At 52.9% G+C, this 25422-nt stretch carries 21 protein-coding genes and 2 tRNA genes; 8 read left to right on the top strand and 15 right to left on the bottom strand.

Translation table 11 applies throughout. From position 1 onward, the window contains the following. Positions 1–118 precede the first annotated feature (118 nt). The 7 genes from lpdA to sdhC all read right to left on the bottom strand — a co-directional run bounded on the left by lpdA (position 119) and on the right by sdhC (position 9740). Positions 119–1558, bottom strand: coding sequence for a dihydrolipoyl dehydrogenase (lpdA, locus tag ACFIOZ_RS06300; RefSeq protein WP_386082839.1), 1440 nt, complete (start codon positions 1556–1558; stop codon positions 119–121). A gap of 133 nt (positions 1559–1691) precedes the next feature. Further along, complete coding sequence (odhB, locus tag ACFIOZ_RS06295; protein WP_386082838.1) at positions 1692–3284, bottom strand: 2-oxoglutarate dehydrogenase complex dihydrolipoyllysine-residue succinyltransferase; 1593 nt, start codon at positions 3282–3284, stop codon at positions 1692–1694. A gap of 38 nt (positions 3285–3322) precedes the next feature. Further along, a complete protein-coding gene (locus ACFIOZ_RS06290; protein WP_386083999.1) occupies positions 3323–6157 on the bottom strand; it encodes a 2-oxoglutarate dehydrogenase E1 component in 2835 nt (944 codons plus the stop codon). 349 nt (positions 6158–6506) lie between these two features. Then, a complete protein-coding gene (locus ACFIOZ_RS06285; RefSeq protein ID WP_088701076.1) occupies positions 6507–7217 on the bottom strand; it encodes a succinate dehydrogenase iron-sulfur subunit in 711 nt (236 codons plus the stop codon). Positions 7218–7244: 27 nt separating this feature from the next. After that, positions 7245–9017 (bottom strand): succinate dehydrogenase flavoprotein subunit, encoded by a 1773-nt coding sequence (gene sdhA, locus ACFIOZ_RS06280; RefSeq protein WP_386082837.1) that lies wholly within the window; start codon positions 9015–9017, stop codon positions 7245–7247. 4 nt (positions 9018–9021) lie between these two features. Then, a complete protein-coding gene (gene sdhD, locus ACFIOZ_RS06275; RefSeq protein WP_386082836.1) occupies positions 9022–9369 on the bottom strand; it encodes a succinate dehydrogenase, hydrophobic membrane anchor protein in 348 nt (115 codons plus the stop codon). Further along, complete coding sequence (gene sdhC / locus ACFIOZ_RS06270; RefSeq protein ID WP_386082835.1) at positions 9363–9740, bottom strand: succinate dehydrogenase, cytochrome b556 subunit; 378 nt, start codon at positions 9738–9740, stop codon at positions 9363–9365. The genes sdhD and sdhC overlap by 7 nt, the downstream gene beginning before the upstream one ends. Before the next feature lie 501 nt (positions 9741–10241). Here sdhC and gltA point away from each other — a divergent pair. After that, positions 10242–11528, top strand: coding sequence for a citrate synthase (gltA, locus tag ACFIOZ_RS06265; protein ID WP_386082834.1), 1287 nt, complete (start codon positions 10242–10244; stop codon positions 11526–11528). Positions 11529–12193: 665 nt separating this feature from the next. On the opposite strand, the gene ACFIOZ_RS06260 is transcribed toward gltA, so the two are convergent. From ACFIOZ_RS06260 to gltX, 3 genes are all read right to left on the bottom strand, one after another. Further along, positions 12194–12269 (bottom strand) — tRNA-Glu (locus ACFIOZ_RS06260). A 103-nt stretch (positions 12270–12372) separates the two neighbouring features. Further along, positions 12373–12448, bottom strand: a tRNA-Ala gene (locus ACFIOZ_RS06255). A gap of 133 nt (positions 12449–12581) precedes the next feature. Then, positions 12582–14066 carry a glutamate--tRNA ligase gene (gene gltX, locus ACFIOZ_RS06250; protein WP_386082833.1) on the bottom strand — a complete coding sequence of 495 codons (1485 nt, stop codon included), beginning with the start codon at positions 14064–14066 and terminating at the stop codon, positions 12582–12584. 304 nt (positions 14067–14370) lie between these two features. Here gltX and ACFIOZ_RS06245 point away from each other — a divergent pair, with 304 nt between their 5' ends. Continuing rightward, positions 14371–14895, top strand: a complete 525-nt coding sequence (locus ACFIOZ_RS06245) for a helix-turn-helix domain-containing protein (protein WP_308337583.1) — start codon at positions 14371–14373, stop codon at positions 14893–14895. 5 nt (positions 14896–14900) lie between these two features. On the opposite strand, the gene ACFIOZ_RS06240 is transcribed toward ACFIOZ_RS06245, so the two are convergent. Continuing rightward, positions 14901–15497: a hypothetical protein gene (locus ACFIOZ_RS06240; RefSeq protein ID WP_386082832.1), complete on the bottom strand. Its 597-nt coding sequence runs from the start codon at positions 15495–15497 to the stop codon at positions 14901–14903. Between the two features lie 146 nt (positions 15498–15643). Here ACFIOZ_RS06240 and ACFIOZ_RS06235 point away from each other — a divergent pair, with 146 nt between their 5' ends. Beyond that, positions 15644–16450 (top strand): sulfite exporter TauE/SafE family protein, encoded by an 807-nt coding sequence (locus ACFIOZ_RS06235; RefSeq protein WP_386082830.1) that lies wholly within the window; start codon positions 15644–15646, stop codon positions 16448–16450. A gap of 141 nt (positions 16451–16591) precedes the next feature. Here the strand turns inward: ACFIOZ_RS06235 and ACFIOZ_RS06230 are convergent, their stop codons facing one another. Then, positions 16592–16861: a hypothetical protein gene (locus tag ACFIOZ_RS06230; protein ID WP_240716112.1), complete on the bottom strand. Its 270-nt coding sequence runs from the start codon at positions 16859–16861 to the stop codon at positions 16592–16594. A 396-nt stretch (positions 16862–17257) separates the two neighbouring features. Between ACFIOZ_RS06230 and ACFIOZ_RS06225 the strand changes: the two genes are divergently transcribed. Then, positions 17258–18307 carry a hypothetical protein gene (locus ACFIOZ_RS06225; RefSeq protein ID WP_386082829.1) on the top strand — a complete coding sequence of 350 codons (1050 nt, stop codon included), beginning with the start codon at positions 17258–17260 and terminating at the stop codon, positions 18305–18307. Positions 18308–18330: 23 nt separating this feature from the next. Continuing rightward, positions 18331–18624, top strand: coding sequence for a hypothetical protein (locus ACFIOZ_RS06220; protein WP_386082828.1), 294 nt, complete (start codon positions 18331–18333; stop codon positions 18622–18624). Between the two features lie 251 nt (positions 18625–18875). Here the strand turns inward: ACFIOZ_RS06220 and ACFIOZ_RS06215 are convergent, their stop codons facing one another. Further along, on the bottom strand, positions 18876–19403 hold the full coding sequence (locus ACFIOZ_RS06215; RefSeq protein ID WP_386082827.1) for a hypothetical protein: 528 nt from the start codon (positions 19401–19403) through the stop codon (positions 18876–18878). Positions 19404–19790: 387 nt separating this feature from the next. Between ACFIOZ_RS06215 and dusA the strand changes: the two genes are divergently transcribed. Continuing rightward, positions 19791–20828: a tRNA dihydrouridine(20/20a) synthase DusA gene (gene dusA / locus ACFIOZ_RS06210; protein WP_386082826.1), complete on the top strand. Its 1038-nt coding sequence runs from the start codon at positions 19791–19793 to the stop codon at positions 20826–20828. 53 nt (positions 20829–20881) lie between these two features. Here the strand turns inward: dusA and ACFIOZ_RS06205 are convergent, their stop codons facing one another. Together ACFIOZ_RS06205 and ACFIOZ_RS06200 are read right to left on the bottom strand one after the other, a co-directional pair. Then, positions 20882–22351: a catalase gene (locus ACFIOZ_RS06205; protein WP_386082825.1), complete on the bottom strand. Its 1470-nt coding sequence runs from the start codon at positions 22349–22351 to the stop codon at positions 20882–20884. Positions 22352–22558: 207 nt separating this feature from the next. Continuing rightward, positions 22559–23590: a succinylglutamate desuccinylase/aspartoacylase family protein gene (locus ACFIOZ_RS06200; RefSeq protein WP_386082824.1), complete on the bottom strand. Its 1032-nt coding sequence runs from the start codon at positions 23588–23590 to the stop codon at positions 22559–22561. 216 nt (positions 23591–23806) lie between these two features. On the opposite strand from ACFIOZ_RS06200, the gene ACFIOZ_RS06195 reads away from it, so the two are divergent. Continuing rightward, positions 23807–24418, top strand: coding sequence for a TetR family transcriptional regulator (locus ACFIOZ_RS06195; protein ID WP_386082822.1), 612 nt, complete (start codon positions 23807–23809; stop codon positions 24416–24418). Between the two features lie 71 nt (positions 24419–24489). Then, on the top strand, positions 24490–25422 hold the full coding sequence (locus tag ACFIOZ_RS06190; RefSeq protein ID WP_386082821.1) for an alpha/beta fold hydrolase: 933 nt from the start codon (positions 24490–24492) through the stop codon (positions 25420–25422).

Here is a 25422-nt window from a genome sequence, read left to right as displayed (position 1 = left end):
CGATGATCAGCTTCTAAAAAGAACTGGTCATCCCCGTTCTTTCGATCTTTGTGGATTAACACAAAGCCGAAAGTTTGCGCCACCCTTAAAAGGTGGCGCTTCGTTGTTGCTTACTGAATTATTTACGCTTTTTGCGATTGGCCATATGAATAGCATGGCCATCAACCGCAAGCGCTGCTTCGTGAACAGCTTCCGACATGGTCGGGTGCGCGTAGCAGGTCAGGGCCAGGTCTTCGGCGCTAGAGCCGAATTCCATGGCGATCACGCCCTGGGCGATCATCTCGCCTGCGTGTTGACCCACGATGTGCATACCGAGAATGCGGTCAGTTTCCGCATCGGCGATGATCTTGGCACTGCCTTCGGTAGCGTTGTTCGCCATTGCACGGCCGCTTGCCGCGAACGGGAAGGTACCGGTTTTGACTTCAATGCCTTTCGCTTTGGCGTCCTGCTCAGTCATACCGACCCATGCAACTTCCGGGTAGGTATAAATAACGCTAGGAATGGTGTCGTAGTTCATCTCAGCCTTATGGCCAGCGATGATATCCGCCACCATGATGCCTTCTTCAGACGCTTTGTGCGCCAGCATCGGGCCACGTACACAGTCACCAATAGCGTAAACGCCGGGGACATTAGTACGGCATTGGTCGTCGACAAAGATGAAACCACGCTCGTCCAGTTCAACGCTCACGCCATCGGCAATCACGCCTTTGGTGTAAGGGCGGCGGCCAACACATACGATGAGCTTATCAAACGTCATCTCTTGTTCGCCGTTGGCATCGCTGTACTTCACAACGACTTCTTCGTCTTTTACCTCAGAACCGGTCACGCGAGCGCCCAGTTTGATGTCCAGACCCTGCTTCTTAAGCAGTTTCTGTGTCTCTTTAGCGACGGTGGCATCGACCATCGGCAAGAAGGAGTCCATGGCTTCCAGCACGGTGACTTCGGAGCCCAGACGGTTCCATACGCTGCCAAGTTCAAGGCCGATGATGCCGGCACCGATTACACCCAAACGCTTAGGCGTTTCGGTGAATTCCAGCGCGCCGGTTGAATCAACGATCAGGCCTTCGGTCAGCGGGGTCGGCGGAATTTCCACCGGCACGGAGCCCGCAGCAATCACAATGTTGTCGGCATCGTAAGTGGTGGTGTTGCCATCGGTATCGGTGACTTCAACCTGCTTGCCGGAAACCACTTTACCGGTACCTTCGATAGCGGTAACGCCGTTGGCCTTGAACAAGCCAGAGATGCCGCCGGTCAAGTTCTTAACGATCTTGTCCTTACGCGCCATCATCTTGGTAACGTCCATCGAGACGTCACCAGCCTGAATGCCCATATCGTCGAAGTCATGCTTGGCTTCAACGAACTTATGGGAGGCTTCAAGCAATGCTTTAGACGGGATGCAGCCTACGTTCAAGCAGGTGCCGCCGTGAACGACGTTGCCTTCTTTACCAATCCATTTTTCAACACAGGCCGCTTTTAGACCCATCTGTGCGGCACGAATGGCGGCAACATAACCGCCAGGGCCAGCACCAATAACGATCACATCAAACTTATCAGCCATGTTGGCTCCTTTAGCTTGCTGGCCTCCCCCCATTTAACGCGAACCGGGTGGGAGGCTGTGTGCGAGTGCAGTTAAATCCTGGTTAAGCAGTAGCGTACTCAATCATTATTTCAATAATGATAACGCTTATACTTTAGACATCCAGCAGCAGACGTGCCGGGTCTTCCAGCAATTCTTTCAAGGTAACCAAGAATTGAACGGCGTCTTTGCCATCGATCATACGGTGGTCGTAAGAGAGTGCCAGATACATCATGGGGCGAATCTCGACCTTGCCGTTGACTGCCATCGGACGATCCTGGATTTTGTGCATGCCCAGAATAGCGGTTTGCGGCGGGTTGATGATCGGGGTCGACATCAAGGAACCAAAGGTGCCGCCATTAGTGATGGTAAAGGTGCCGCCGATCATGTCATCCATGCCCAGCTTACCGTCACGACCACGCTTACCGAAATCGACAATCTTGCGCTCGACGTCAGCAATTTTCATGCTGTCGGTGTCACGTAGAACCGGCACGACCAAGCCACGGTCAGTGGAGACAGCAACGCCGATATCCTGATAACCGTGATAAACGATGTCGGTACCGTCGATCGAGGCGTTAACGTCCGGGAACCGCTTGAGCGCTTCAGAAGCTGCTTTTACAAAGAAGCCCATAAAGCCCAACTTAATGTCGTGAGCTTTTAAGAACGTCTCTTTGTACTGCGCACGTAGGGCCATGATCTCGGTCATGTCCACTTCGTTATACGTGGTCAGCATCGCTGCCGTTTGCTGTGCCTGAACCAAACGCTTGGCGATGGTTTGACGCAAGCGGCTCATCGGCACGCGCTTCTCGATGCGCTCACCTTCAGCAGCCGGTGCAGCGGCAGCTTTCGCCGGTGCTGCCGATTTGGCTGCTTTCTTGGCCGAACCGTCTTTGACCGCTTTCTGCACGTCTTCTTTCAAGATGCGACCACCTTTGCCGGTGCCCTCAATCTTGGCAACGTCCAGGTCATGCTCGGCCACCATTTTACGTGCGGCCGGGGCGAGGATTTTGTCACCGACTTTCTCATCGGCGCCATCGTCATCGCTGCTGTTGTCTGCTTTCGCGGAGGCTGAATCACCACCGCTATCGCCGCCGCTGCTGTCACCGCCAGCACCTTCAGTGAAGGTCGCAAGAATCGCTTCGGACTCTACCTGACTACCCTCTTCGGCTTTGATTTCAGCCAGGGCGCCATCGGCCGGTGCCACGACTTCCAGCACCACTTTGTCGGTTTCGATATCGGCCAGCACTTCATCGCGCTTCACCGCTTCGCCGACTTTTTTGTGCCAGGTCGCTACGGTGCCTTCCTGGATCGACTCAGGGAAGCTGGGGGCTTTTACGTCGTGCTGCTTGCCGCCACCGCTCGATTTTTTCTCTTCTTTCTTACCTTCAGACTTATCTTCAGATTTCTCTTCGGCTTTGTCAGCGCTATCATCGTCAGAAGATTTCTCTTCTTTTTTGCTATCAGACGCGCTGCCTTCGCCGATTTTGCCCAGCACCTGTTCTGACTCAACCGTATCGCCCTCTTCGGCCATTACGTCGGTCAGGGTACCCGCTTCCGGTGCGACGACTTCCAGCACCACTTTGTCTGTTTCGATCTCAACAATCAGCTCGTCACGCTCAACGCTGTCACCCGGCTTTTTATGCCACGCCGCCACTGTGCCTTCGGCAACGGATTCCGGAAAGGTTGGCGCTTTGATCTCAGTAGCCATGTCGTTTCCCTTATGTGTTCTCTAAATCCGGTGGTCGCTTATAAATTAAAAGCGTCTTCCACCAGCTGGCGCTGCTGTTCAGTATGGACGGACATATAGCCAGCTGCTGGGGCAGCAGAGGCAGGGCGTCCGGCAAATTTCAACTCGCGACCGAGGCCATCTTTAATCATATCGGCCACTGCACGCATATTGTGCTGACTGGAGTACCAAGCGCCCTGATTAAGCGGCTCTTCCTGGCACCACACAATGTCCTCTACGTTGGTATAGTCTTGCAGCGCTTCCAGAAGCTCTTCTTTCGGGAAGGGGTAGAGCTGCTCAAGACGTAAGATTGCCGTGTCATGACGCTCATTCTCAGCGCGCCAAGCGGCTAAGTCGTAGTAGACCTTGCCAGCACAAAGCACCACGCGGGTGACCTTCTCAGGAGCAAGATCGGCTTGGTCGGCCAGTACCATGTGGAACTTGCCGTGAGCTAAATCTTCGAGACTCGAAATCGCTTCTTTGTGACGCAGCAGCGATTTAGGTGTCATTACTACCAGCGGCTTACGCAGCGGACGAATCACCTGACGACGCAGTAGATGATAAATCTGAGCAGGCGTGGTCGGTACGCAGACCTGCATATTGTGCTCAGCACACATTTGCAGGAAACGCTCCAAGCGCGCCGAAGAGTGCTCCGGCCCCTGGCCTTCATAACCATGCGGTAACAGCATGGTTAAACCACACACCCGGCCCCACTTGGTTTCACCTGAGGAGATGAACTGATCCACGACCACCTGGGCGCCGTTGAAGAAATCACCAAACTGGGCTTCCCAAATCACCAAGTCATTCGGCGCAGTGGTTGAATAGCCGTACTCAAATGCCAGCACCGCTTCTTCCGAAAGGAAGGAGTCATGAATAGTGAAACGCGGCTGACCATCGGCCATGTTCTGTAGCGGAACATAGGTGGTGCCATCCTTCTGGTTATGCACGACTGCATGACGGTGGGAGAACGTACCACGCCCCACGTCTTGCCCGGTAATCCGGATCGGATGGCCCTGCTCTAGCAGCGTGGCGTAGGCCAGCGTTTCCGCAAAGCCCCAGTTAAGCGCCAAACCACCGGCCTGCATTTTACGCCGATCTTCATATATTTTGGCCACTTGGCGCTGCACTTCGACGCCATCCGGCACCTCGCACATACGCGCCGCCAATTGCTGCAGACGCTTCATATCAAAGGTCGTATCAGCATCACCAGACCATTCGTGACCCAGATAAGGCGCCCAGTCAACGAACAGCGACGCATTGGGCTCTTGAACCAGAGCGTTGGCAACGTGGTTGCCTGCCACCAGATCATCACGATAGGTTTCGACCATCGCTTTGGCATCTTCTTCAGAGAGCACACCCTGCTCAACCAAGCGCTTGGCATACAGCGAGCGCGCAGAGGGATGATCTTTGATCTTGGCATACATCATCGGCTGCGTGCCTGACGGCTCGTCAGCTTCGTTGTGGCCACGGCGACGGTAGCAGACCAGATCGATCACCACGTCCTTTTTGAACTGCTGGCGATAGTCGAGAGCGACTTGAGTGGCATGTAGCACTGCGTCCGGGTCATCGCCATTGACGTGAAAAATAGGCGCTTGAACCATCTTGGCAATGTCAGTGCAGTATTCGGTAGAGCGTGCATCCAGCGGATGCGAGGTGGTGAAGCCCACTTGGTTGTTGATCACAATGTGGACGGTGCCACCGGTTTTATAAGCACGGGTTTGGGACATCTGGAATGTCTCCATCACCACGCCTTGACCAGCAAACGCTGCATCGCCGTGGACGTTGATCGGCAGCACTTTGCTGCCCTCTTCGTCGTTACGACGATCTTGGCGGGCACGCACCGAGCCCTCTACGACAGGTGCGACAATCTCCAGGTGCGACGGGTTAAACGACATCGCCAAATGGACTTCGCCGCCCGGGGACATGACGTTCGAGCTGAAACCCTGGTGGTACTTCACATCACCTGAGCCGCGCTCAATGACTTTCTTGCCGTCGAACTCATCAATCAAGTCGGCTGGGTTTTTACCCAAAATATTGACCAACAGGTTGAGTCGACCACGGTGCGCCATACCGATGACGACTTCCTTGGTGCCATAACCGCCAGCACGTTGGATAAGTTCATCCATCATCGGCACAAAGGTTTCACCGCCTTCCAGACCAAAGCGTTTAGTACCTGGATATTTGGACGCCAGGTAATTCTCCAAACCTTCAGCGGCGGTCAAACGCTCCAATACGTGCTTACGCACATCGGCGCTGAAATCCGGCGCACTGCGTACAGACTCAAAACGCCGCTGCAACCAGCGTTTCTCTTCCGTATCGACGATATGCATGATTTCGCAGCCGATGGAGCGGCAGTATGTGCGCTCCAACGCATCCACGATGTCACGCAGTGGCGCTTTGTCGATACCTAAAAAGAAAGAACCGGTTTGGAACTCGGTGTCCAGGTCAGCTTTAGAGAGCTGATGAAAGGACAGATCGAGATCAGGGACGGGGGTGGGATTACGCAGTCCTAGCGGGTCGATATTGGCCTTTTGATGGCCACGGAAGCGGTAAGCGTTAATCAGCTGCAGGACTTTTACCTGCTTTTTGTTTTCACCGCTATCGGCAGCGGCGACTACACGGCCCGGGCGACTTTCGCGCCCCAACTGGTAGAACTGATCACGCACGGGGCTAAGTGGAACATCGTGGGAGGCACTGCCCTCGGGACGCGGCAACTGGTCAAAATAGCTGCGCCATTCGTCAGGGACAGACTCAGGATCGGCGAGGTACTGCTCGTAAAGCGCTTCCACGTAGTGAACATTGCCGCCACTAACGTGAGAGGAACGCCACATCAACTCCATTATGCCTTGTTGCATCTCTCGGTCACCCTGCACTGATGGGGTGGTATCGGTATCGTCGCAAACGTGCGGCGACATCGCTATTGCCCTGCCGGCGGGGCGGGACATTTGCCGGCGGCGCCGGCCAACGGCCGGAAACCCTGTTCGTCTAGCTATTCATCATCTAACGGTCGTACGGTGTTTCGTCTTCAGTTCATGCTCGAAAGCCGGTACCCCAGGCACCGGCTTTCAAACTTGTCTGATCAGCAGTGCGACGTGACGCCGCACCGCGTGACAAACCCTATGATAACAAGCGAAGCGCCATGATTTAAGTGGCATTATCACCCAACTTAAGTGGCAGACGCATTTTTACCAAGATGTCATAGGCTTAGGTAGCATCAGCGAGTAACATTTCGCGAATTTTACCAATCGCTCGCGTAGGATTAAGGCCTTTTGGGCAAACCGCTACACAGTTCATGATGCCACGGCACCGGAACACCGAGAACGGATCTTCCAAATTGCTCAACCGCTCGCTGGTCGCCGTGTCACGAGAATCGGCCAGGAAGCGGTAAGACTGTAGCAAACCGGCTGGACCGACAAACTTCTCTGGGTTCCACCAGAACGACGGGCAGGACGTTGAGCAGCATGCGCATAGAATACACTCATACAAGCCATCTAGCTTGTCGCGCTCTTCTGGTGACTGTAGGCGCTCAATGGCAGGCGGTGGCGTGTCGTTTTGCAGATACGGCTGAATGCGCTCGTACTGCTTATAGAACAGCCCCATATCCACGACCATATCGCGAATAACCGGCAAGCCTGGCAGCGGACGCAGGGTCAGTTTGTTGTTTTTGACAACGTCTGACAGGGGCGTGATACACGCCAAGCCGTTTTTGCCGTTCATGTTCATGCCGTCTGAACCGCAGACGCCTTCACGGCAGCTGCGACGAAACGCCAAACCGCTGTCTTGTTCCTTCATCATATGAAGAACATCCAGCACCATCACATCACGGCCTTTGGTATCGACCTGAAACTCCTGCATGTAAGGTGCGGAGTCGGTTTCCGGGTTGTAGCGGTATACGGATACCTGAAGATTGGACATAGTGACTCCCTCTCGTCTATGCGGCGTTTAGTAGGTACGAACCTTAGGCTCGAACGTATCAACAGTTTTCGGCTTGAAGTTAACGTCGCGTTTTTTCAGCTCTTTCGTGGCCGGGAAGAACAGCGAGTGCTTCAGCCAGTTGACGTCATCACGGTCTGGATAGTCGTAGCGCGAGTGGGCGCCGCGGCTCTCTTTGCGCTCAAGGGCAGCGATCGCCGTCGCTTCAGCCACTTCCATCAAGTTATCAAGCTCTAACGCTTCAACACGTGCAGTATTGAACGCATTGGACTTGTCTGGCAGATGAGCATTCGCAATCCGCTCACGCAGTTGCGCTAGCTTGTCGACGCCTTCCAGCATGTTTTTCTCTTCGCGGAATACGCCGAAAGAGGTCTGCATGATTTCCTGTAGTTCGGCTTTCAGCTCAGGAATACTTTCGCCACCCTCCGACTCGTTCCAGCGCGTGATTCGCTTCATGGCGAACTCAATATCAGACTCGGAAGCGTCCAGGTACTCAATACCTTCGTTCAGCGCGCCTTCAATAAACATACCGGCAGCACGCCCAAAGACGACAAGATCCAGCAGCGAATTACCGCCCAAGCGGTTAGCGCCGTGAACCGATACACAGGCCGCTTCACCGCAGGCGAACAGGCCGTTAACGATATGATCGTTACCGCTTTCGTCCATGGTAATCGCTTGACCATGAATATTGGTCGGGATACCGCCCATCATGTAGTGGCAAGTCGGTACAACCGGGATCGGATCCTTCGCCGGATCGATATGGGCAAAGGTCTTAGAAAGCTCAACGATACCCGGCAGGCGCTTACCAAGAACTTCTTCGCCCAGGTGATCGAGCTTCAGGAAGACGTGATCGCCCTTCTCGCCACAGCCACGACCTTCCAGAATTTCCATGACCATCGAACGGGCAACAACGTCACGGCCGGCCAAATCTTTGGCGTTCGGCGCATAACGCTCCATAAAGCGCTCGCCATCTTTATTGATCAGATAGCCACCCTCACCGCGGCAGCCTTCTGTGACCAGCGTTCCCGCACCGTAAATACCGGTTGGGTGGAACTGCCACATTTCCATATCCTGCATCGGGAAGCCAGCACGCAGTGCCATGCCGATGCCGTCGCCGGTATTGATCAAGGCGTTAGTCGTGGAGGCGTAAATACGGCCTGCACCACCCGTCGCGAGAACCGTGGCCTTGGATTTAACGTGAACCACTTCGCCTGTTTCGATGCACATGGCGATACAGCCGACCACGTCACCGCTGGCGTTCTTGACCAGATCAACCGCGTACCACTCGTTGAGAAATACGGTGTTGTTCTTCAAGTTATTCTGATAGAGCGTGTGCAACAGCGCGTGGCCGGTACGGTCAGCCGCCGCACAGGTACGAGCCGCCTGACCGCCTTCACCGAAGTTCTTCGACTGGCCGCCAAACGGGCGCTGATAGATACGGCCGTTGTCTAAACGCGAAAACGGCAGGCCCATGTGTTCAAGCTCAAATACCGCTTTCGGGCCTTCAGAACACATGTACTCGGCCGCGTCCTGATCAGCAATATAGTCACCGCCTTTAACGGTGTCATACATGTGCCAGCGCCAATCATCGTTGGGATCATCGGACGCGATTGCACAGGTGATACCACCCTGAGCAGAAACGGTGTGAGAACGCGTCGGGAACACTTTTGATAACACGGCCGTCTTTTTACCGGACTTCGCCAGTTCCAGAGCGGCTCGCAGGCCAGAGCCACCGCCACCAATGATAATGGCGTCAAACGTCAGGCTACGCAGATTAGACATGTAATCAAGCTCCCCACAAAATTTGAATGCCCCACACCAAGTACACGAAAATGCCCAAAATGATGACAGCTTGGGCACTCACGCGCAGGCGAGTGGACTTGAGATAGTCGGTGGTGACGGTCCACAGACCGATCCATGCGTGTGCGGCTATGGCGACAAACGCCAGTAGCGAGAAAATCCGCATCCACGTTTGGCTGAACAGGCCGCTCCACGCGTAGTAATCGAGGTTCGGATTAAACAGCAGGAAGGCAACGATAAAGACCGTGTAGAGGGCCAAAATAACAGCAGAAACGCGCTGCATCAGCCAGTCGGAAAGCCCGCTACGGCCAAAACTTGTAATGTTAGTTACCATATCCAAACTCCTGCCAGAATAATCAGAACGGCGCTGACCACGACGGTGATCTGCGCTTTTTTAACGCCACCCTCAAGGGTTACTCCTATGTCGGCATCCATTAGCAGGTGCTTGATTCCCGCTACAAAGTGAAATGCCAAGGCGGATAACAGTCCCCAAGCAATCAACTTAGCCAAAATATTATTGGCCAGTGCATCGCTAACGGCATCGAAACCCGCAGGAGATGATAAGGATTTACCCAGCGCCCAAAAAGCGAAGATCAGGCCAACGAACAGGATGACACCCGTGATGCGGTGTGTGATCGACGTCAGCGCCGGCAGTGGGAAATGTATCGTAGTAAGGTCTAGGTTTACGGGTCGTTTGCTATTCACGGCTTTGTACACACTCTCTTGGCCCGCTCTGCGACAGGTCGGGCATGGCCCGAGCGGGCGGTGGTTGCTGGAAGGGGCTCGGCCGTTGCCAAGTCGGGCACGACCACCTACCTGCCGGTCGCGCGCCGTGGATTATAAGAACCTTCGCCCTCGCTTACAAACCGAACTCAGGGCTAACTCGACTATGGTGCAAGAAAATTGTCTTCATCCCGAGTCGATTTTGCGCTGCAGCATGGTTATAGTGACAGTAGATTAGCAATTTGATAAGCCTGTTAACATATAATATTAGCCTATCGTCAATCTTCTGACGCTTCGCCATAATGTAGGCTTTTTCATCATATACAAAAATTATCTACAACAACAATATTTGTACAACTTGCAGCTAGCGCTTAGGCTAATTGACAAAATGTCGCACGCTTCTATAGTGGGCAAGCCTTTTCGCCGGCGCGGTATGCGCAGCAATGACTTTACGTCCCAACCCGAATTCGAAAGGAGGCCAGCATGGCTGACAGGAAAGCGACATTGACGGTAGACGGTCTGGATAAACCGATCGAGCTACCCATGTATTCCGGCACACTTGGCCCCGACGTCATCGACGTACGCGGCTTAGGCGCGGAAGGCCTGTTCACCTACGACCCCGGCTTTATGGCCACCTCTTCCTGCCAGTCTGCCATCACTTATATTGATGGTGGCAAGGGCGTACTGCTTCATCGCGGCTACCCCATCGACCAACTGGCCAAAGAGTCTAATTTCGTCGAAGTTTGCTACACCCTGCTATTTGGTGAGCTGCCCAACGACGAGCAGTACGCGGATTTTGAATCGCGCATTCGTAACCACACCATGGTTCACGACCAAATCAATAACTTCTTTAAAGGGTTCCGACGCGATGCGCACCCGATGTCTATCTTGTGCGGCGTAGTAGGTGGCTTAGCGGCTTTCTATCACGACCACATGGACATCACCCAGGAAGAAGATCGTGTCATCAGTGCGATTCGTTTGATTGCCAAGATGCCGACGCTGGCGGCCATGTCGCACAAATATAACGTCGGTCAGCCATTTAACTACCCGCGCAACGATCTGAGCTATGCAGAGAACTTCCTCTACATGATGTTCAGCAACCCGTGCGAAGAGTACAAAATCAACCCGGTATACGCGAAAGCCATGGATCGCATCTTTATGCTGCATGCGGATCATGAGCAGAACGCCTCTACCTCTACGGTACGCCTGGCAGGCTCCACGGGTGCCAACCCGTTTGCCTGTATCAGCGCGGGCATCGCGGCACTCTGGGGCCCCGCTCACGGCGGTGCCAACGAAGCCGTGCTGGCCATGCTTGACGAGATCGGTGACGACTCCGAAGAGAACATCCAGCGCTTTGTTGATAAAGCCAAGGATAAGGACGACCCATTCAAGCTGATGGGCTTTGGTCACCGCGTTTATCGCAACTTTGACCCCCGCGCCAAGGTAATGAAAGAGACCTGCGACGAAGTACTCGCAGAGCTTGGCCTAGCCGACGATCCGCAGCTCAAAATCGCCAAGCGCCTTGAGCAGATTGCCCTTGAAGACGAGTACTTCATTGAGCGTAAGCTATACCCGAACGTCGATTTCTACTCAGGCATCATTCTGAAAGCGATGGGCATCCCAACCAATATGTTTACCGTGATTTTCGCGGTATCACGTACCATCGGCTGGATCTCGCATTGGCACGAAATGCTCAGCGAAAGCTACAAGATTGGTCGTCCTCGTCAGCTCTATATTGGCCACGACCAGCGCGATTATCCAAAAAAATAAATCCCCGCTTGATAGTACGATCAAAGGCCACCTTCGGGTGGCCTTTTACGTTTGAGCCCAACGTCATCTCGTAGCCCACAGCGCACCATCAGATGCGCTGACGATCAATCAGCTACCGTCCACCGAGCCTAGCTAGCTTGCCCCTAGAGGGCGCCCTTGACCTCTTATCAAGCCTGGCCCATTGCGGCAGCCAGCCATCATAGATGCATTCACTTGATAGCGTTTTGCTTCGCTTTTTTAACTCATCATTGGCCTAAATCGCCACCATTTAAATAGCCTAAATAGCGCCATTACTGCTTGACTTTTTAGCTTCTGTATCCTGAAGAAGGTTTTCCACACTATCTGTGGATAACCCTGTTCACAACCACTTCAAAACGTCCCGAAATCGCCATGGGCAGTGGGCCAGCCTTAAATTGGTCATTTTTTAACCTATCATAAGTCATTGTTTTCAAACAATTTAAGTTCTGTTCAAGATTTTTTGCGTCAACAACAAGGGGTTGTGCACAACCTTTAAACCAGAATCGTAAAAGTGGACAAGTCAAGCACAAAATCGTCCAAAAATTGACGATTTGTAGCCTTTCCGTGAACGGCAGGAACACAAAAAAACAGCAGATGAGAGAACTCATTGCCAGAGAAATAAACGATTAGGAAGGGTATTGAAGCAGTGGCGTCCCATAGGGGGTTCGAACCCCTGTTACCGCCGTGAAAGGGCGGTGTCCTAGACCACTAGACGAATGGGACGTGTAACACTAATTACAAGGCGCTTTGAAGCAATATTACGCTTAAAGCATGCCTTCTTGAGCGGCTATCCATACGCTACGCTTAATTAAATAGCTATATGAATTGGTGGAGCCTAGCGGGATCGAACCGCTGACCTCAACACTGCCAGTGTTGCGCTCTCCCAGCTGAGCTAAGGCCCCACATGTCGCGAAGACGGAGCGTATAATACTGATTCCGCTGACCTTCGTCAACTGCAAAAACGCCAATTTCCTAAGAGAAGAAATTGGCGCTAGTACTATATCAATTGCGGTTAGCTGATTTTACTCAACTATTTCACGAAGCGACTTCACGAAACTCTTTTTCAAAACGCTTGGCCTGCTTTTTGGAGACGCCGCCTAAGATCTCTATCGCACTGCGTAGGCGTGCCCGGGTAACGTCTGACCCGAGAATCGCCATGGCATCCATAACCGAGGTACTGGACGTGCTACCAGTAATGGCAATAAACACCGGAGCAAGGAAAACCTTCATTTTTAAATCAAAATGCTCAGCAAGTATCTTCACTTCGCTCAGCAGCGCCTCTTTGTGCCAAGCAGAAACGCCCTCGAATCGCCAGACAAGGAACTGGAGCAGTTTGATCAACTCCTCTTCCTCTAGCTTCACGCTATCGAACGAGGCTTTTGTTAGCGTCGGCAAACCTGAAAAGAAGTGCCCTGCCAAAGGCATTACCTGGGAGAGCGTCTCTACCCGTGGACGTACCTGTGGCAGTATCTGCTTAACGTAGGCTTCATTGAAGGCCCAATCGCGAAGCGCGCTCAACAATGCGTCATCGTCCAGGTCTTCACGGATATAAACACCGTTTAACCAAGTCAGCTTCTCCAGATCAAACACTGGGCCACCTAGCGAGACACGCTGCACATCGAACTCTGCCATCATCTCTTGGAGGCTGAATTTTTCGCGCTCATCGGGCATCGACCACCCCATCCGCCCCAAATAATTGGTAACGGCCTGGGGTAAAAAGCCCATTCGACGGTAGTAATTGATGGAGGTCGGGTTCTTGCGCTTCGAAAGTTTGGATTTATCTGGGTTGCGCAGCAGTGGCATATGACAAAGTTGCGGCATTTCCCAACCAAAATACTCATACAGCAGTTGGTGTTTAGGTGCTGAATTAATCCACTCCTCCCCACGTAATACATGGGTAATTTCCATCAAGTGGTCATCAACAACATTGGCTAAATGGTAGGTGGGCATACCGTCTGACTTGAGTAGGATTTGCGCATCTACCTGCGCCCACTCTACTTCGATAGTGCCACGCAGCATGTCGTTAACTACACAAACGCCTTCTGCGGGTACGTTCATACGCACCACATAAGGCCAACCTTCCTGCTCACGGCGTGATTGCTCGTGACTATCCAGCGCCAAATCAGCCGGCTTCAATGCCAGATGCAGGCCCGCTGCTTTGCGGGTTTCGCGGAGTTCATCCAGCTCTTCGCTAGTGCGATAGCATTTAAAGGCATGCCCAGCATCCAACAATTGCTGGGCGTGTTGGGCATAAATATCGCCCCGCTCGCTTTGCCGATAAGGGCCGTGGGGGCCACCAACGTCCGGGCCTTCATCCCACTCAAGACCCAGCCAGCGCAGTGAATCAAGAATCATCTGTTCCGATTCAGGCGTAGAACGCACCCGATCCGTGTCTTCAATACGCAGAATAAACTGGCCACCATGCTGACGCGCAAAACAGAGGTTAAAAAGCGCGATGTAAGCCGTACCAACGTGAGGGTCTCCAGTGGGAGAAGGTGCGATGCGAGTACGTACGGTCATGAAAACGTCCTATTGGCAAAAGTGCATGGCGATATTATACGCACCTTAGGCGTAACCAACAGCGTTGCTAAGGGAACGACTAGCGCAAGAAAGCGTCAGAGAAATTAACTCAACGTTATTTGTCCACTAATGCGCGCTAAAGCACAATCGCTTAGTATGGCTCTGCAGCACCAGCTTGGGCACATACCCCAAGCTTGAGACAGTCCAATAACGTATGTTCATAGCGCCACTATCTATATTAGAAAATATTATTATAGTGGAAGTCATTCAACGAGCATTTTTCGCTCATTATCAGGAAGACGAAATGGAATCGCTAGGCTCACGTATCAAGCAACTGCGGCTTAGGGCCAAGCTCAACAAAGCTGCCCTCGCACGCAAAGTTGGCGTGTCAGATGTCACCATTTCTTATTGGGAGTCTGGGGCGATCAAACAGATCGGTCACGAACGCCTTGTGGCGCTCGCTGATGCCCTTGACTGCTCCCTGGCAACACTGCTGGAAGGTGACAGCGCCCCCGAGCTATTAACGTTGACTCATACTGGCCCCCTCCCCTGGGAACAGGTACAGGCAACGACCATTAAAGTGCCCAGTCACCTCCCGCTTAACATCGACTGGAAAGCACCGTGCGTAATGGCAACACCCGCCCAAGGTACAGATTTTTCGCCCGTTAACGCTGGCGACCTTCTGCTACTCGGGCCAACCCATGTGTTTCACAAGGCGGGCCACTATGTAGTGCAACGCGATGACCGTTTCGTCATTGAGCACTTCGCCAAAGCTCCAAGCGACACATCGATTCATGCAGTACTGTTAGCCCATTGGCATCCTGCCTAAAGCGTCTACCTCCCCGGACTCTCTAGCACCTCCACCTGGTCACGCGTTTGCCTTGGCTCACTCCCCACCAAGAAGCGACGTGAGTAGGTGGCCACTTGGCCCAGCCCATGGCGGGATTGCCTAACCAACTCTCCTGCCAGGTGCTGGCCCTCGTGGCCAATAATGGCCTGAACAGCTTCCGGCTGCACACTGCCTTCGGAAACTTCAACCCTCACTATATAGCCACCATCGGGCAAGCCACTGCCAGGGCCAAATGGCCCCGCAGCAAACATGCCATCGCCTACTCGTACTCGCTCGCGCCAACGCACGCTGCTGATTTCTCGCTCGACAATAACCTGTACCAGTGTTCCGTTTGGCAAGTTGCTTTCGCCTTCCACCATTAAACGCCGGTCACTACGCAGCGACACATGCGCCATTATCTCGACGACAAGTGGCGCCACTTCTTCCGTTTCAGCCACTTCTATCCCGGCGGATGACTGTTCTGAGGATGAAGCTTGCTCTGCGGTTGCCGCCGACTCGCCCGGTGCGTCGGTTTCACCACAGCCTGCCAGTAACGCAGCGGATACCATCAACACGCCAACACTGCTAATTACATTGCGCATACGAACTCCGAAATATTACTTGTTATGCAGCTTACCACTGCATTGCCGCCGCCACAGTGGAATACTCGTTTTTAGCCCCGCGACTGGCCCCGCTTCCGGTACAATGTGCTTATCATGCTAACAAGACACTTTTAGGAGCAGCGGCTTTGGACATCATTTGGTGGTTGGCTTATGTAGCACTGGGTGGCTTTGTAGGCTTGATGGCGGGGTTATTGGGGATTGGCGGTGGTGGCATTATGGTGCCGATCTTAACATCCCTTTTTGTACTCCAAGGCGTGCCCCACGAACACCTTGCCCACTTGGCCTTAGGCACCGCTATGGCGGCCATCATTCCTGCCTCTACCGCTAGCTTGTTCTCCCACCACCGGCACGGGGCCGTTCGCTGGGACATCGTGCGCTTTATTACCCCTGGCATATTAGTCGGCACCTTTTTGGCGACCTTTATCGCGGCGCTGATTCCCACGCGTGGCCTTGCCATCTTTTTCGCCTGCTTCATGGTGCTAATGTCGCTCCAGATGCTGGCAAACATCAAGCCCAAACCAAGCCGCGGCCTCCCCGGCCCTATCGGTGTAAGCGGTGTGGGGTTGGGCATTGGTGGCATTTCCGCGCTCGTTGCCATTGGCGGCGGCTCACTTACCGTACCCTTCCTCACCTGGTGTAACGTCAAGCTACCCCGCGCAATAGGCACCTCAGCAGCCGTAGGCCTACCAATCGCCGTTGCGGGTGCGCTTGGCTACATAATCAACGGCTGGTCTACCCAAGGGCTGCCCAGTGCAGCACTCGGCTACGTTTACCTGCCTGCGTTACTATTAATGGCGCCCTTCAGCATACTCACTGCCCCCATCGGGGCGAAATTAGCGCATAAGCTACCCGTTAAACTCCTCAAGCGGGTATTCGCTTTTATGCTGATGGGGTTGGCACTGCAGATGGTGTATGCGGTGTTTACGGCGTGAGGGGTGAGCGGATAACGCTAAACACAAGCTCGCCCTTTGGTGATGCGCGGCACAGCCAAAAAAATGCCCCAGCCATCTTTTATGGCTGGGGCATTTTGCATCTAACGAGCCCTAACCTGATCGCTGCCTGCGATCAATCGATTACAGGCGTTGATCGAGCCACTTTTTCACATCCAGTTGCTCGCGTGTATCACTCGGCAATTCATCACGGATCATCTCTTCACCCTTGTGAAGCGCCGTGATGGGGGCGGAAGCGGACAGCACCGTGTTCAGCATATAAAGCACTTCGTAACCCTGCTGGCGGTTAAATAGCGTGCTGTCAGGCTCACCTGTTACGCGTGGATCATCGCTAGGCGCTGCGTCCCAATCGTAGTGATCCAGGCTCATGTTCGTTTGTGTAAAATTAGCCATTTGGCACCTCATTCGTCCAATGAAATTGCCCCTAAACCTTGGGGCCGTAGCCGCCTCCTTCATGGCGACACCCCCAGCGTAGCAAAGAATTTGATTTATGCTCGGCTCAGACACGACTGGCAAGATCGTAGTTGAAGCTAGTAATAGGACAGGGCGTCATACTGCTAGCGTCGTACAATGCTCAGCTGCTGCACGCACAAAAACGACGTCGCTGCATGGCTGGTGGGGTAATTAAGTCATCCGCTGAATAATGGGGAGAGGTTAGCTGGTGAAGCATAAGACGATTTTATACATGGCCTATTCCGTTGCCCCTCTGCCATTTTTCTTCTTTTATTGACATTCATCGCTAATTTCGCTTTTGTTGAGTGTCAATTAAAAAATAATTAAGGGATCGACATGAGAGAAGCAAAGCCTGAGTACCTTTCCCAAGGAAAATATGCACGGCTCATCCCCACACTGGCTGATAGTAAAAAAGAGGAGCGAGCCACCTCAATTCTACTAGCTGCATTGATGTCGGTCTTTGAGTTTCGTAAAGCCATGCTTCAATCTATAAATCAAAGAGTTGGTAACCGCACAAAGCTCGAAGCATGGACAGAAGTAGTCTTCAGGGATGAGCAGCCAATCCCCAAAAAAAGAAGCCCTGACGACCGCCCTGATGGATTGGTCGTACTCGATACAGGACGCAAAAAGTGGCATGCCTTAATCGAGGCTAAGGTTGGAAATGAATCCGTGGGTGAAGACCAGCTTTTGAAATACATTAAACAGGCCAAAGAGCATGGTATTGATGCCGTCATTACTATTACGAATCAGTTTGTAGCCTTACCCACTCACCACCCCGTACCTATTAATAAAAAGCACTTGCGCTCTGTTGAAATTTTCCACTGGTCGTGGACTTACATAGTCACGATGGCGCAGCTTTTGCTGACGCAGAATAAAATTGAGAGCCAAGATCAGCGTTTCATTCTTCATGAAGTGGTGAAATACTTAGAAGACCCAAACAGTGGTAAGGCAGGTTTTACCAGTATGAATCCTGAATGGAAAAGCGTTGTACAAAGCGCCTTCAACAACACAAAGCTCAATAAAAACTCTGAAGAAGTCACCAATACAGTTAGTAGCTGGCATCAAGAGCAGCGTGAGCTTTGTCTACAAATGTGGCCTTTAGTGGGGGAAAAAGTAGATATTAAGCTGTCTAAGTCCCACCGTAACGATCCTAAACAACGGCTTGCCGACGATTGCGATAAATTAGCCAATGATCACCAGCTTTCTAGCACTATCGCTATTCCAAATGCTGCCTCTGACTTACTTGTAACAGTCGACCTTTTGAAAAAGTCAATCACCTGCAGCATGCGTCTCGAAGCCCCCAAAGATAAAAAAGTAGTTCTGCCAGAGTCAACTGGCTTACCCGGCAACTGCCTCAAGATGATAAGAGCCCTACGATACGCATAAAAGCTATTCGGAAAGGGCAAGCGATGGACACCGACAAACCCTTGGAAGAAGTACGTCAGCACCCAGTCATCCTAGATGCAGATAACACCGACACTCAGCCTGTATCTTTTGAAGTATTCACCTCTCATGATTTAGGCGGCAAATTCTCGGGCAATCGGGTCTTTATCGAGCAGCTTGAAAAGATTGTCCCCGATTTTTATCGCTATGCAGGCCAACACCTTAAAGCATGGGTTGCTCCTGCTCCCCGTGTAAAACAGGTTGAACAAGATCCAGAAGAAGAGACGGAAGCTCAAGTCACAACCCCTGCTGATGAATAATTGGTCAATATTGTAAAAACATAACCCCCAGCCATTCCATGGCTGGGGGTATCGGTGCCGCATCCTTCTGGCGAGGCGGATTCCGTCCCGTGTGCTTTCAAGCGACTTAGCTATTTTCTCAAAAAAGCATGGCTGTTTATGTAAGCCATTGCCGACACAATTTGTAAGAGATCTCTTACAGCGACCAGCCCCGATGGTACTCAACGGACAGAATGCGCTTTCCCCCAGATGCTACACGCACAAAACGAGTCTTATTCTGCTGGGCTAACTGTCAGCATCACGCCAGTATAAGGAGAACTTGAAGCGCTAATTGAGGCACCCTCAAACACAATGCTAGCCGTTGAGTCTGGGCTACTTTTCATGTCATCCACTAGACCCAGCAGCAGGACAATCGACTCATCAGTAAGCTCGCCAGGATCAAGTGAGGCTATCGCGATATTAAACATTACTATAATAAACTCACCTGACTCGTCCGTGCCGTCTCCTGTGCCGCTCATTACAAGATGATTCACAAGCCGTGAATCAGGATCAGCTGTCCCAAGAATTGAAACGGTATCAAGAAATACCGATCCGAAGACCGCCTGACCATCTACCTTTTCATCAGAAATTGAAGGATCTAACGAAAAAGGTATCCCCAATTGCTCCATATGACCATTAAACCGATTAGCGTACTCGTCAGGAGTAAATCCAAAGTCGGATCCACTCTGGATATCACTGCTATAAGCCATCGCTGAAAAAGCGATAAGACCAACGGAAGCTACTGCCTTAAGCAGATTCATTCCCTCTCACCTCTGTTAATTATCAGTATTTAACGCTCTCAGCCACTCCACATCACTGAGGTATTACGCTACAAAACCTTACCGCACAGCCTTTCCATTTCGTAGTCAGCACCCCACCCGATGTGGCCAACTCCAGCTCCCGGCGCTTCGCCCACTCTTCTGCCATTGCCTTTCTAGGGAATGTTTTTGTTTCAGAGTGGTCTGGTTGATCACGGCGAGCAATGCGAATTTGCGCCAGATATGAGAAACTGCCGTCCTTTTTACGGCGCTTGCGAATCGTTGCCACACTTGCCTCTCAGATGTACCAAATCAAAAGCGGCTCACGTACCAAAAATGTACCAACGAACCATGAAAAATGCCGCTCAACCACTGTAAACATGAACAGTTATGAATGATACCACAACCGTGCAAACCTGCATGAATCCTGGCATTACTCGCCCGGTGCTGGATAGAACTTTCTCCGTCGCACCCATGATGGATTGGACCACACGCGACTACAGAGCATTCGCACGCACCTTAACCAAGCGGGCGCTCCTGTATACCGAGATGGTCACTACCGGTGCGATTTTGCACGGAACGCCTCGTGAGCGCTTTTTAGGCTATAGCGAGGTGGAGCACCCCCTTGCGCTGCAGTTGGGTGGTAGCGATGCCGGTGAGCTGGCGGAGTGCGCGGCGATTGCGGAGGCGTGGGGCTATGATGAGGTGAACCTGAACGTCGGCTGCCCGAGTGACAGGGTGCAGAACAACCTGATTGGCGCGTGCTTGATGGGCTACCCCGAAAAGGTCGCCGATGCGGTACGGGCGATGCAGGCAGCAGTCTCTATTCCGGTCACGGTGAAGTGCCGTATTGGCATTGATGACCAGGATGAAGACGCTGACCTTGAGCGGTTTATCGCGATCGTCGCTGATTCAGGCTGCGAGGTGTTTACCGTTCACGCCCGTAAGGCGTGGCTACAGGGCTTGTCACCCAAACAGAACCGCGATGTGCCGCCGCTTAACTATCCCCGGGTTCACCGTTTAAAGCAGAGCCGTCCTGAATTGCATATTGGCATTAACGGCGGGATTAAAACGCTGGCAGAGTGCCAAGAGCAGCTCACTCATGTAGATAGTGTGATGGTAGGGCGTGAGGCGTATCAGAACCCTTGGTTGCTGGCAGGCGTCGATGAACAGCTATTTGGTGAGCAAGGCCCGGCGGCGAGCCGCTTGGATGCCGCGAAGGCTTTTCGGCCTTATATTCAGCAGCGCTTGGATGAAGGCGCGAAGTTGAACCACATTACCCGCCATCTGCTGGGCTTGTTCCAGGGTTGCCCCGGCGGCAGACGCTTTCGGCGTCATTTATCAGAACACGCCCATAAAGAAGGCGCAGGGTTGCGCCTATTTGATGACGCGCTTAGCTTGGTGAACGAGCCCGAGTGCGTCGTATAAAAAAACCCGCTACGCAAGCGTAGCGGGTTCGTCTGCCTAGTAGCATAGGCTTACTAGCCGTTTTCGCGGCGGTTCGCCATTACGCCCTGCTCGACACGCTCGCCAATCGTTTGGTCGACGTTTTTCCAGTACTCGAATACTCGTGACAGCACTGGCTCTTCAACACCATCGGAAACGTGACCCACAATGTTGTTGACCAACCGGTCGCGGGCAGCGTCATCCATTACCTTATTGACCAGGTCATTGGCTTGGTTGAAGTCGCCATCGCCCGGGCGCAGCGTGTAGGCGGCGCGAACCAACTCACCGTCAGTCTCCCATACCGCATCTTCCGGGTGCCTTTCCGGGTTGGCGTGCGCCCCCCCTTTGCTATTAGGTGCGTACACCGGGTCGGTGGAGTGGGAAATACGCATCTTGCCACCCTGGCTGTAGCTATTCACCGGGGCCTTGGGCGCGTTAACGGGGATTTGTTGGTAGTTCACCCCTAAACGCGCGCGGTGTGCATCAGCGTAGGATATTACCCGCGCCAACAGCATTTTATCCGGAGAGAAACCGGTGCCTGGTACCGCGTTGCTGGGCTGAAACGCTGCCTGTTCGATTTGGCTGTGGAAATCGACAGGGTTGCGATCCAACGTCATCTTACCGACTTCTTGCAGCGGGTAGTCGCCGTGCGGCCACACCTTGGTCAAATCGAAGGGGTTGATGTGGTAGGTCTTGGCATCTTCAAAGGGCATGATCTGAACTTGCAGTGTCCAGGTTGGATAATCGCCGCGTTTGATGGCATCGAACAGGTCTCGGCGATGGTAGTCGGCATCCGCCCCCGCCATTTTGTCGGCCTGTTCCTGGGTCATGCACTTAATGCCCTGGTCAGTTTTGAAGTGGTATTTCACCCAAAAGCGCTCGCCTTCAGCGTTCACCCACATATAGGTATGGCTTGAATAGCCGTTCATGTGGCGCCACGTAGCGGGGATACCACGATCCCCCATTAGCCAGGTTACCTGGTGGGCAGACTGAGGAGAAAGCGTCCAGAAGTCCCACTGCATATCGTGATCACGCAACCCATTATCCGCTCGACGCTTTTGTGAGTGGATAAAGTGCTGAAATTTGAGCGGATCGCGCACGAAGAACACAGGGGTATTATTACCCACCATGTCGAAGTTGCCCTCTTCGGTGTAGAACTTCAGCGAGAAGCCACGGGGGTCGCGCCAGGTGTCCGGGCTACCCGACTCACCGGCCACCGTCGAGAAACGCGCCAACATATCGGTTTTCTTACCCGGCTGGAGAAAGTCAGCCTTGGTGTACTGGCTAACGTCGTGCGTTACTTGGAAGTGACCAAAGGCGCCACTCCCTTTTGCGTGGGGCTGACGATCCGGAATCATTTCCCGGTTAAAGGCAGCCATCTGCTCCATCAAGTAGTGATCATGTAGAACGATCGGCCCATCGGGGCCTACTGAAAGTGAGTGTTCATCACTGTTGACGCCTATGCCCGCATCCGTTGTGGTGTGCTTAGGTGTATCGCTCGTCATCGCTTTTCCTCCATGTCACGGTAGACGTGGCGTTTGAACGCCACTCGTTCGAGTCCGATGAAAGCTTAGCTATTTATTTTAGTTGTCATCATTTTAACAGCCGCTAACAAAGCCCACCCCTAGGTATAGTCAAACGGCTGCTAACTTGCCATTTATAGTAGCTATTTCTTACCTATCAAAGCGATAGCTTTTAGTTATTAACAACAATTAATAAAACGAATCAGGCGGCGGCACCAAGCTTGAATTAAAGCTCTCAATAGCCGTTTCAGCCTCATCAATTTCATTGAAACGAGCAATATGAAAGAGCGCCTCGCCTTCATTGGCAAGCGGCAAGCGGCTCATACCAATCACAATACCATCGGCGACGGCGCGCACTTCCCCCTCATCGTTGCCAAAGGGATCAGCGACTTTGCCCAGCACCTCGCCTTTCGCGACGCGGGCACCTAGGCGCACCTTGGGGCGTAAAATGCCGTCGATAGGAGCCCGGGCCCAGCTGGACCCCTTAGCAAGCTCCGCGGGCGCTGGCGAACGGCGGCGCTGTTCGCCGGTCAGCATGCCCAATCGGCGCATCACTCTCAGCACACCACGCACTCCTGGTGCGATCGCCCACTCGTCAAAACGCAGTGCTTCGCCAGCTTCATAAGTGAGCACAGGAATGCCGCGGGTCTGGGCATAGTGGCGCAGGCTACCTTCACGCAGTTCCGCATTGAGGACGACAGGCGCCCCAAACGCATCCGCCATACGCTCGGTTTCGCTTCCAGGACGGAGTTGTGCACGAATTTGCGGCAGATTAGTGCGATGGATTGCGCCGGTATGGAGGTCAATAATATGGGTAGCATGATCGACGATTTGTTCGCGAAACAGATTTGCAATACGGCCGCCGAGTGACCCCGACTCGCTGCCTGGAAAACAGCGATTTAGATCACGCCGATCAGGCAAATAGCGGGTTTGCTGCAAGAAACCAAGTACGTTTACAACCGGCACAGCGATCAAGGTACCGCGGATACTACTAATCGCTTTCGCGCGCAGTACCCGACGAACAATCTCAACCCCATTGATTTCATCGCCGTGAATGCCACCACATACTAACAGCACCGGGCCATCCTTGCGGCCATGAACGACTTCAACAGGTATATGCAGGGGCGTATGGGTATATAAGCGCGCCACCGGCACATCAATTTGTAAGCGTTGGCCGGGCTTGATGGTATGTTCGCCCAGCTGAAAAGAAGCTCGCGCCATGCTTTTTGTCCTGTATTTTTAATCCGTTTTGCTCACGACGTTTGTACGCATGTGGGCTAGTTTCATAGCCTTTTTATACGCTTTTGGTGGCGAAATGACGAATTTGTTAACCTACGTTATATGGTATGTCATTTATCCATACAGTTTTGAATGTAAATGTGCTTCAGCTTAGGTTAAAATGTGACCATACAGTGTCGATAATGAGGTTGCATTTCCATGGCAAGAAAGACCAAAGCAGAAGCGGCTGCTACCCGAGAAGCGCTGCTTAAAGCTGCTGAAGAGGTATTTTTTGCCAAAGGTGTGGCACGCACCTCCCTTGAGCAAATTGCTCGCCATGCTGGCCTTACCCGCGGCGCCGTTTATTGGCATTTTAAAAATAAAGGCGATCTATTCATGGCGCTGGTTGAACAGGTGCGTATGCCCTTCCAGTCGTTGATGGATGAGGTAGATAAAGCTGACGCCAAACTATCACCACTGGAGTCTATTCGGCTGGCCTGCCATGCAGGACTGGTGCGCCTTGAACAACCCTCTTACCAGCGAATACTCTCCATTTTGCTGCATCGCTGCGAGTTCTTCAGTGACATTAACCCGCTCGATATGCAGGATCAGATCGGCAACGAGTGTTTTGAAGAGATGCTGGATGTCTTTGTGCTTGCAGAGCAGCAGCAACTATTGCGTGAAGACCTTAGTCCCGAAGTGGCAACGCGCTTGATGCAATCCATGCTGGGGGGCCTTTTCCATGATTGGCTACGTAACCCCGAGGCTTTTTCGATTCGTGAGCGCGGTGGCGAACTGATCGATGCCACTATTCGCATGATGCAGCGTTAAACAATCACTCTCGCTGCAATGCAGCAAGTAGGCTTATACTGGGCTACTTTTATGGCCGTGTGAGCAGACCTATGGATGCTTTGGAGTTTGTCCGCGTACGCGAATTGGAAGTGGCCGTACGCATTTGGAACCCTAACGCCCCGCGCACGTTGATCGCCTGGCATGGAATTGCCCGTCATGGCGGCGACTTTAGCGCGCTTGCACGAGAACTCGGCACTGAATGGCGAATTCTTGCCCCGGATACCCCAGGTCGTGGGTTATCCAGCTGGTCGCTGTTTCCTGCCCACGACTACCTTTATAGCCATTACGTGTCGGTAGCGATCGCACTACTCGATCACTTTGAACTCGATTACGTGGATTGGTTGGGCACCTCAATGGGTGGCCTGCTTGGTATATTGATCGCTGCTGACCCGCAGCACAGCGCGCGCATTTCGCGGCTGATTCTTAACGACGTAGGCCCCGAGCTGAACACCCAGGGCCTTATAGGTCTTTCTAGCTATTTTGGCGTTACCCACCGCTTCTCTACATTTAGCGAACTCCAGCAAGAGCTCAACCGGCACTATGCCAGTTTCGGTATTAGCGCTGAATCTGCTCGGCGTGAACTGGCTCTCAACAGTGCCCGACGGTTACCGGATGGCAGTTGGACGTATCACTTCGATCCGCGCATTGGCGAGCAGTTTGTGCACGACACACCGCGGGACATGTGGGCTGACTGGGCGAACATTCGCTGTCCGGTGATGGTAATACGTGGCGAGGAATCGACGCTTCTGGATCCAGAAACGCTGCCGCGGATGGCCGAGGCACACCCTAAACTTGTTACCCTAAACGTGCCTCACTGCGGTCACGCGCCTATGCTGGATAAGCCCGAGCAGGTTGATCCCATTCACGACTTTTTAAATCGCCCCGCACCTCGTCCAACCCCATTGAATAAAACACAAAACGCTACTAGCTGGCAGCGTGCAGTGCAGTGGCTAGCACAGCTGTGGCGACGGTGGCGGAAGTAG

It is taken from the genome of Vreelandella sp. F11 (assembly GCF_042466685.1).
Classification (GTDB): domain Bacteria; phylum Pseudomonadota; class Gammaproteobacteria; order Pseudomonadales; family Halomonadaceae; genus Vreelandella.
Note: the sequence above shows the minus strand (reverse complement) of the source record. Positions and strands in the feature narration are given on the sequence as shown.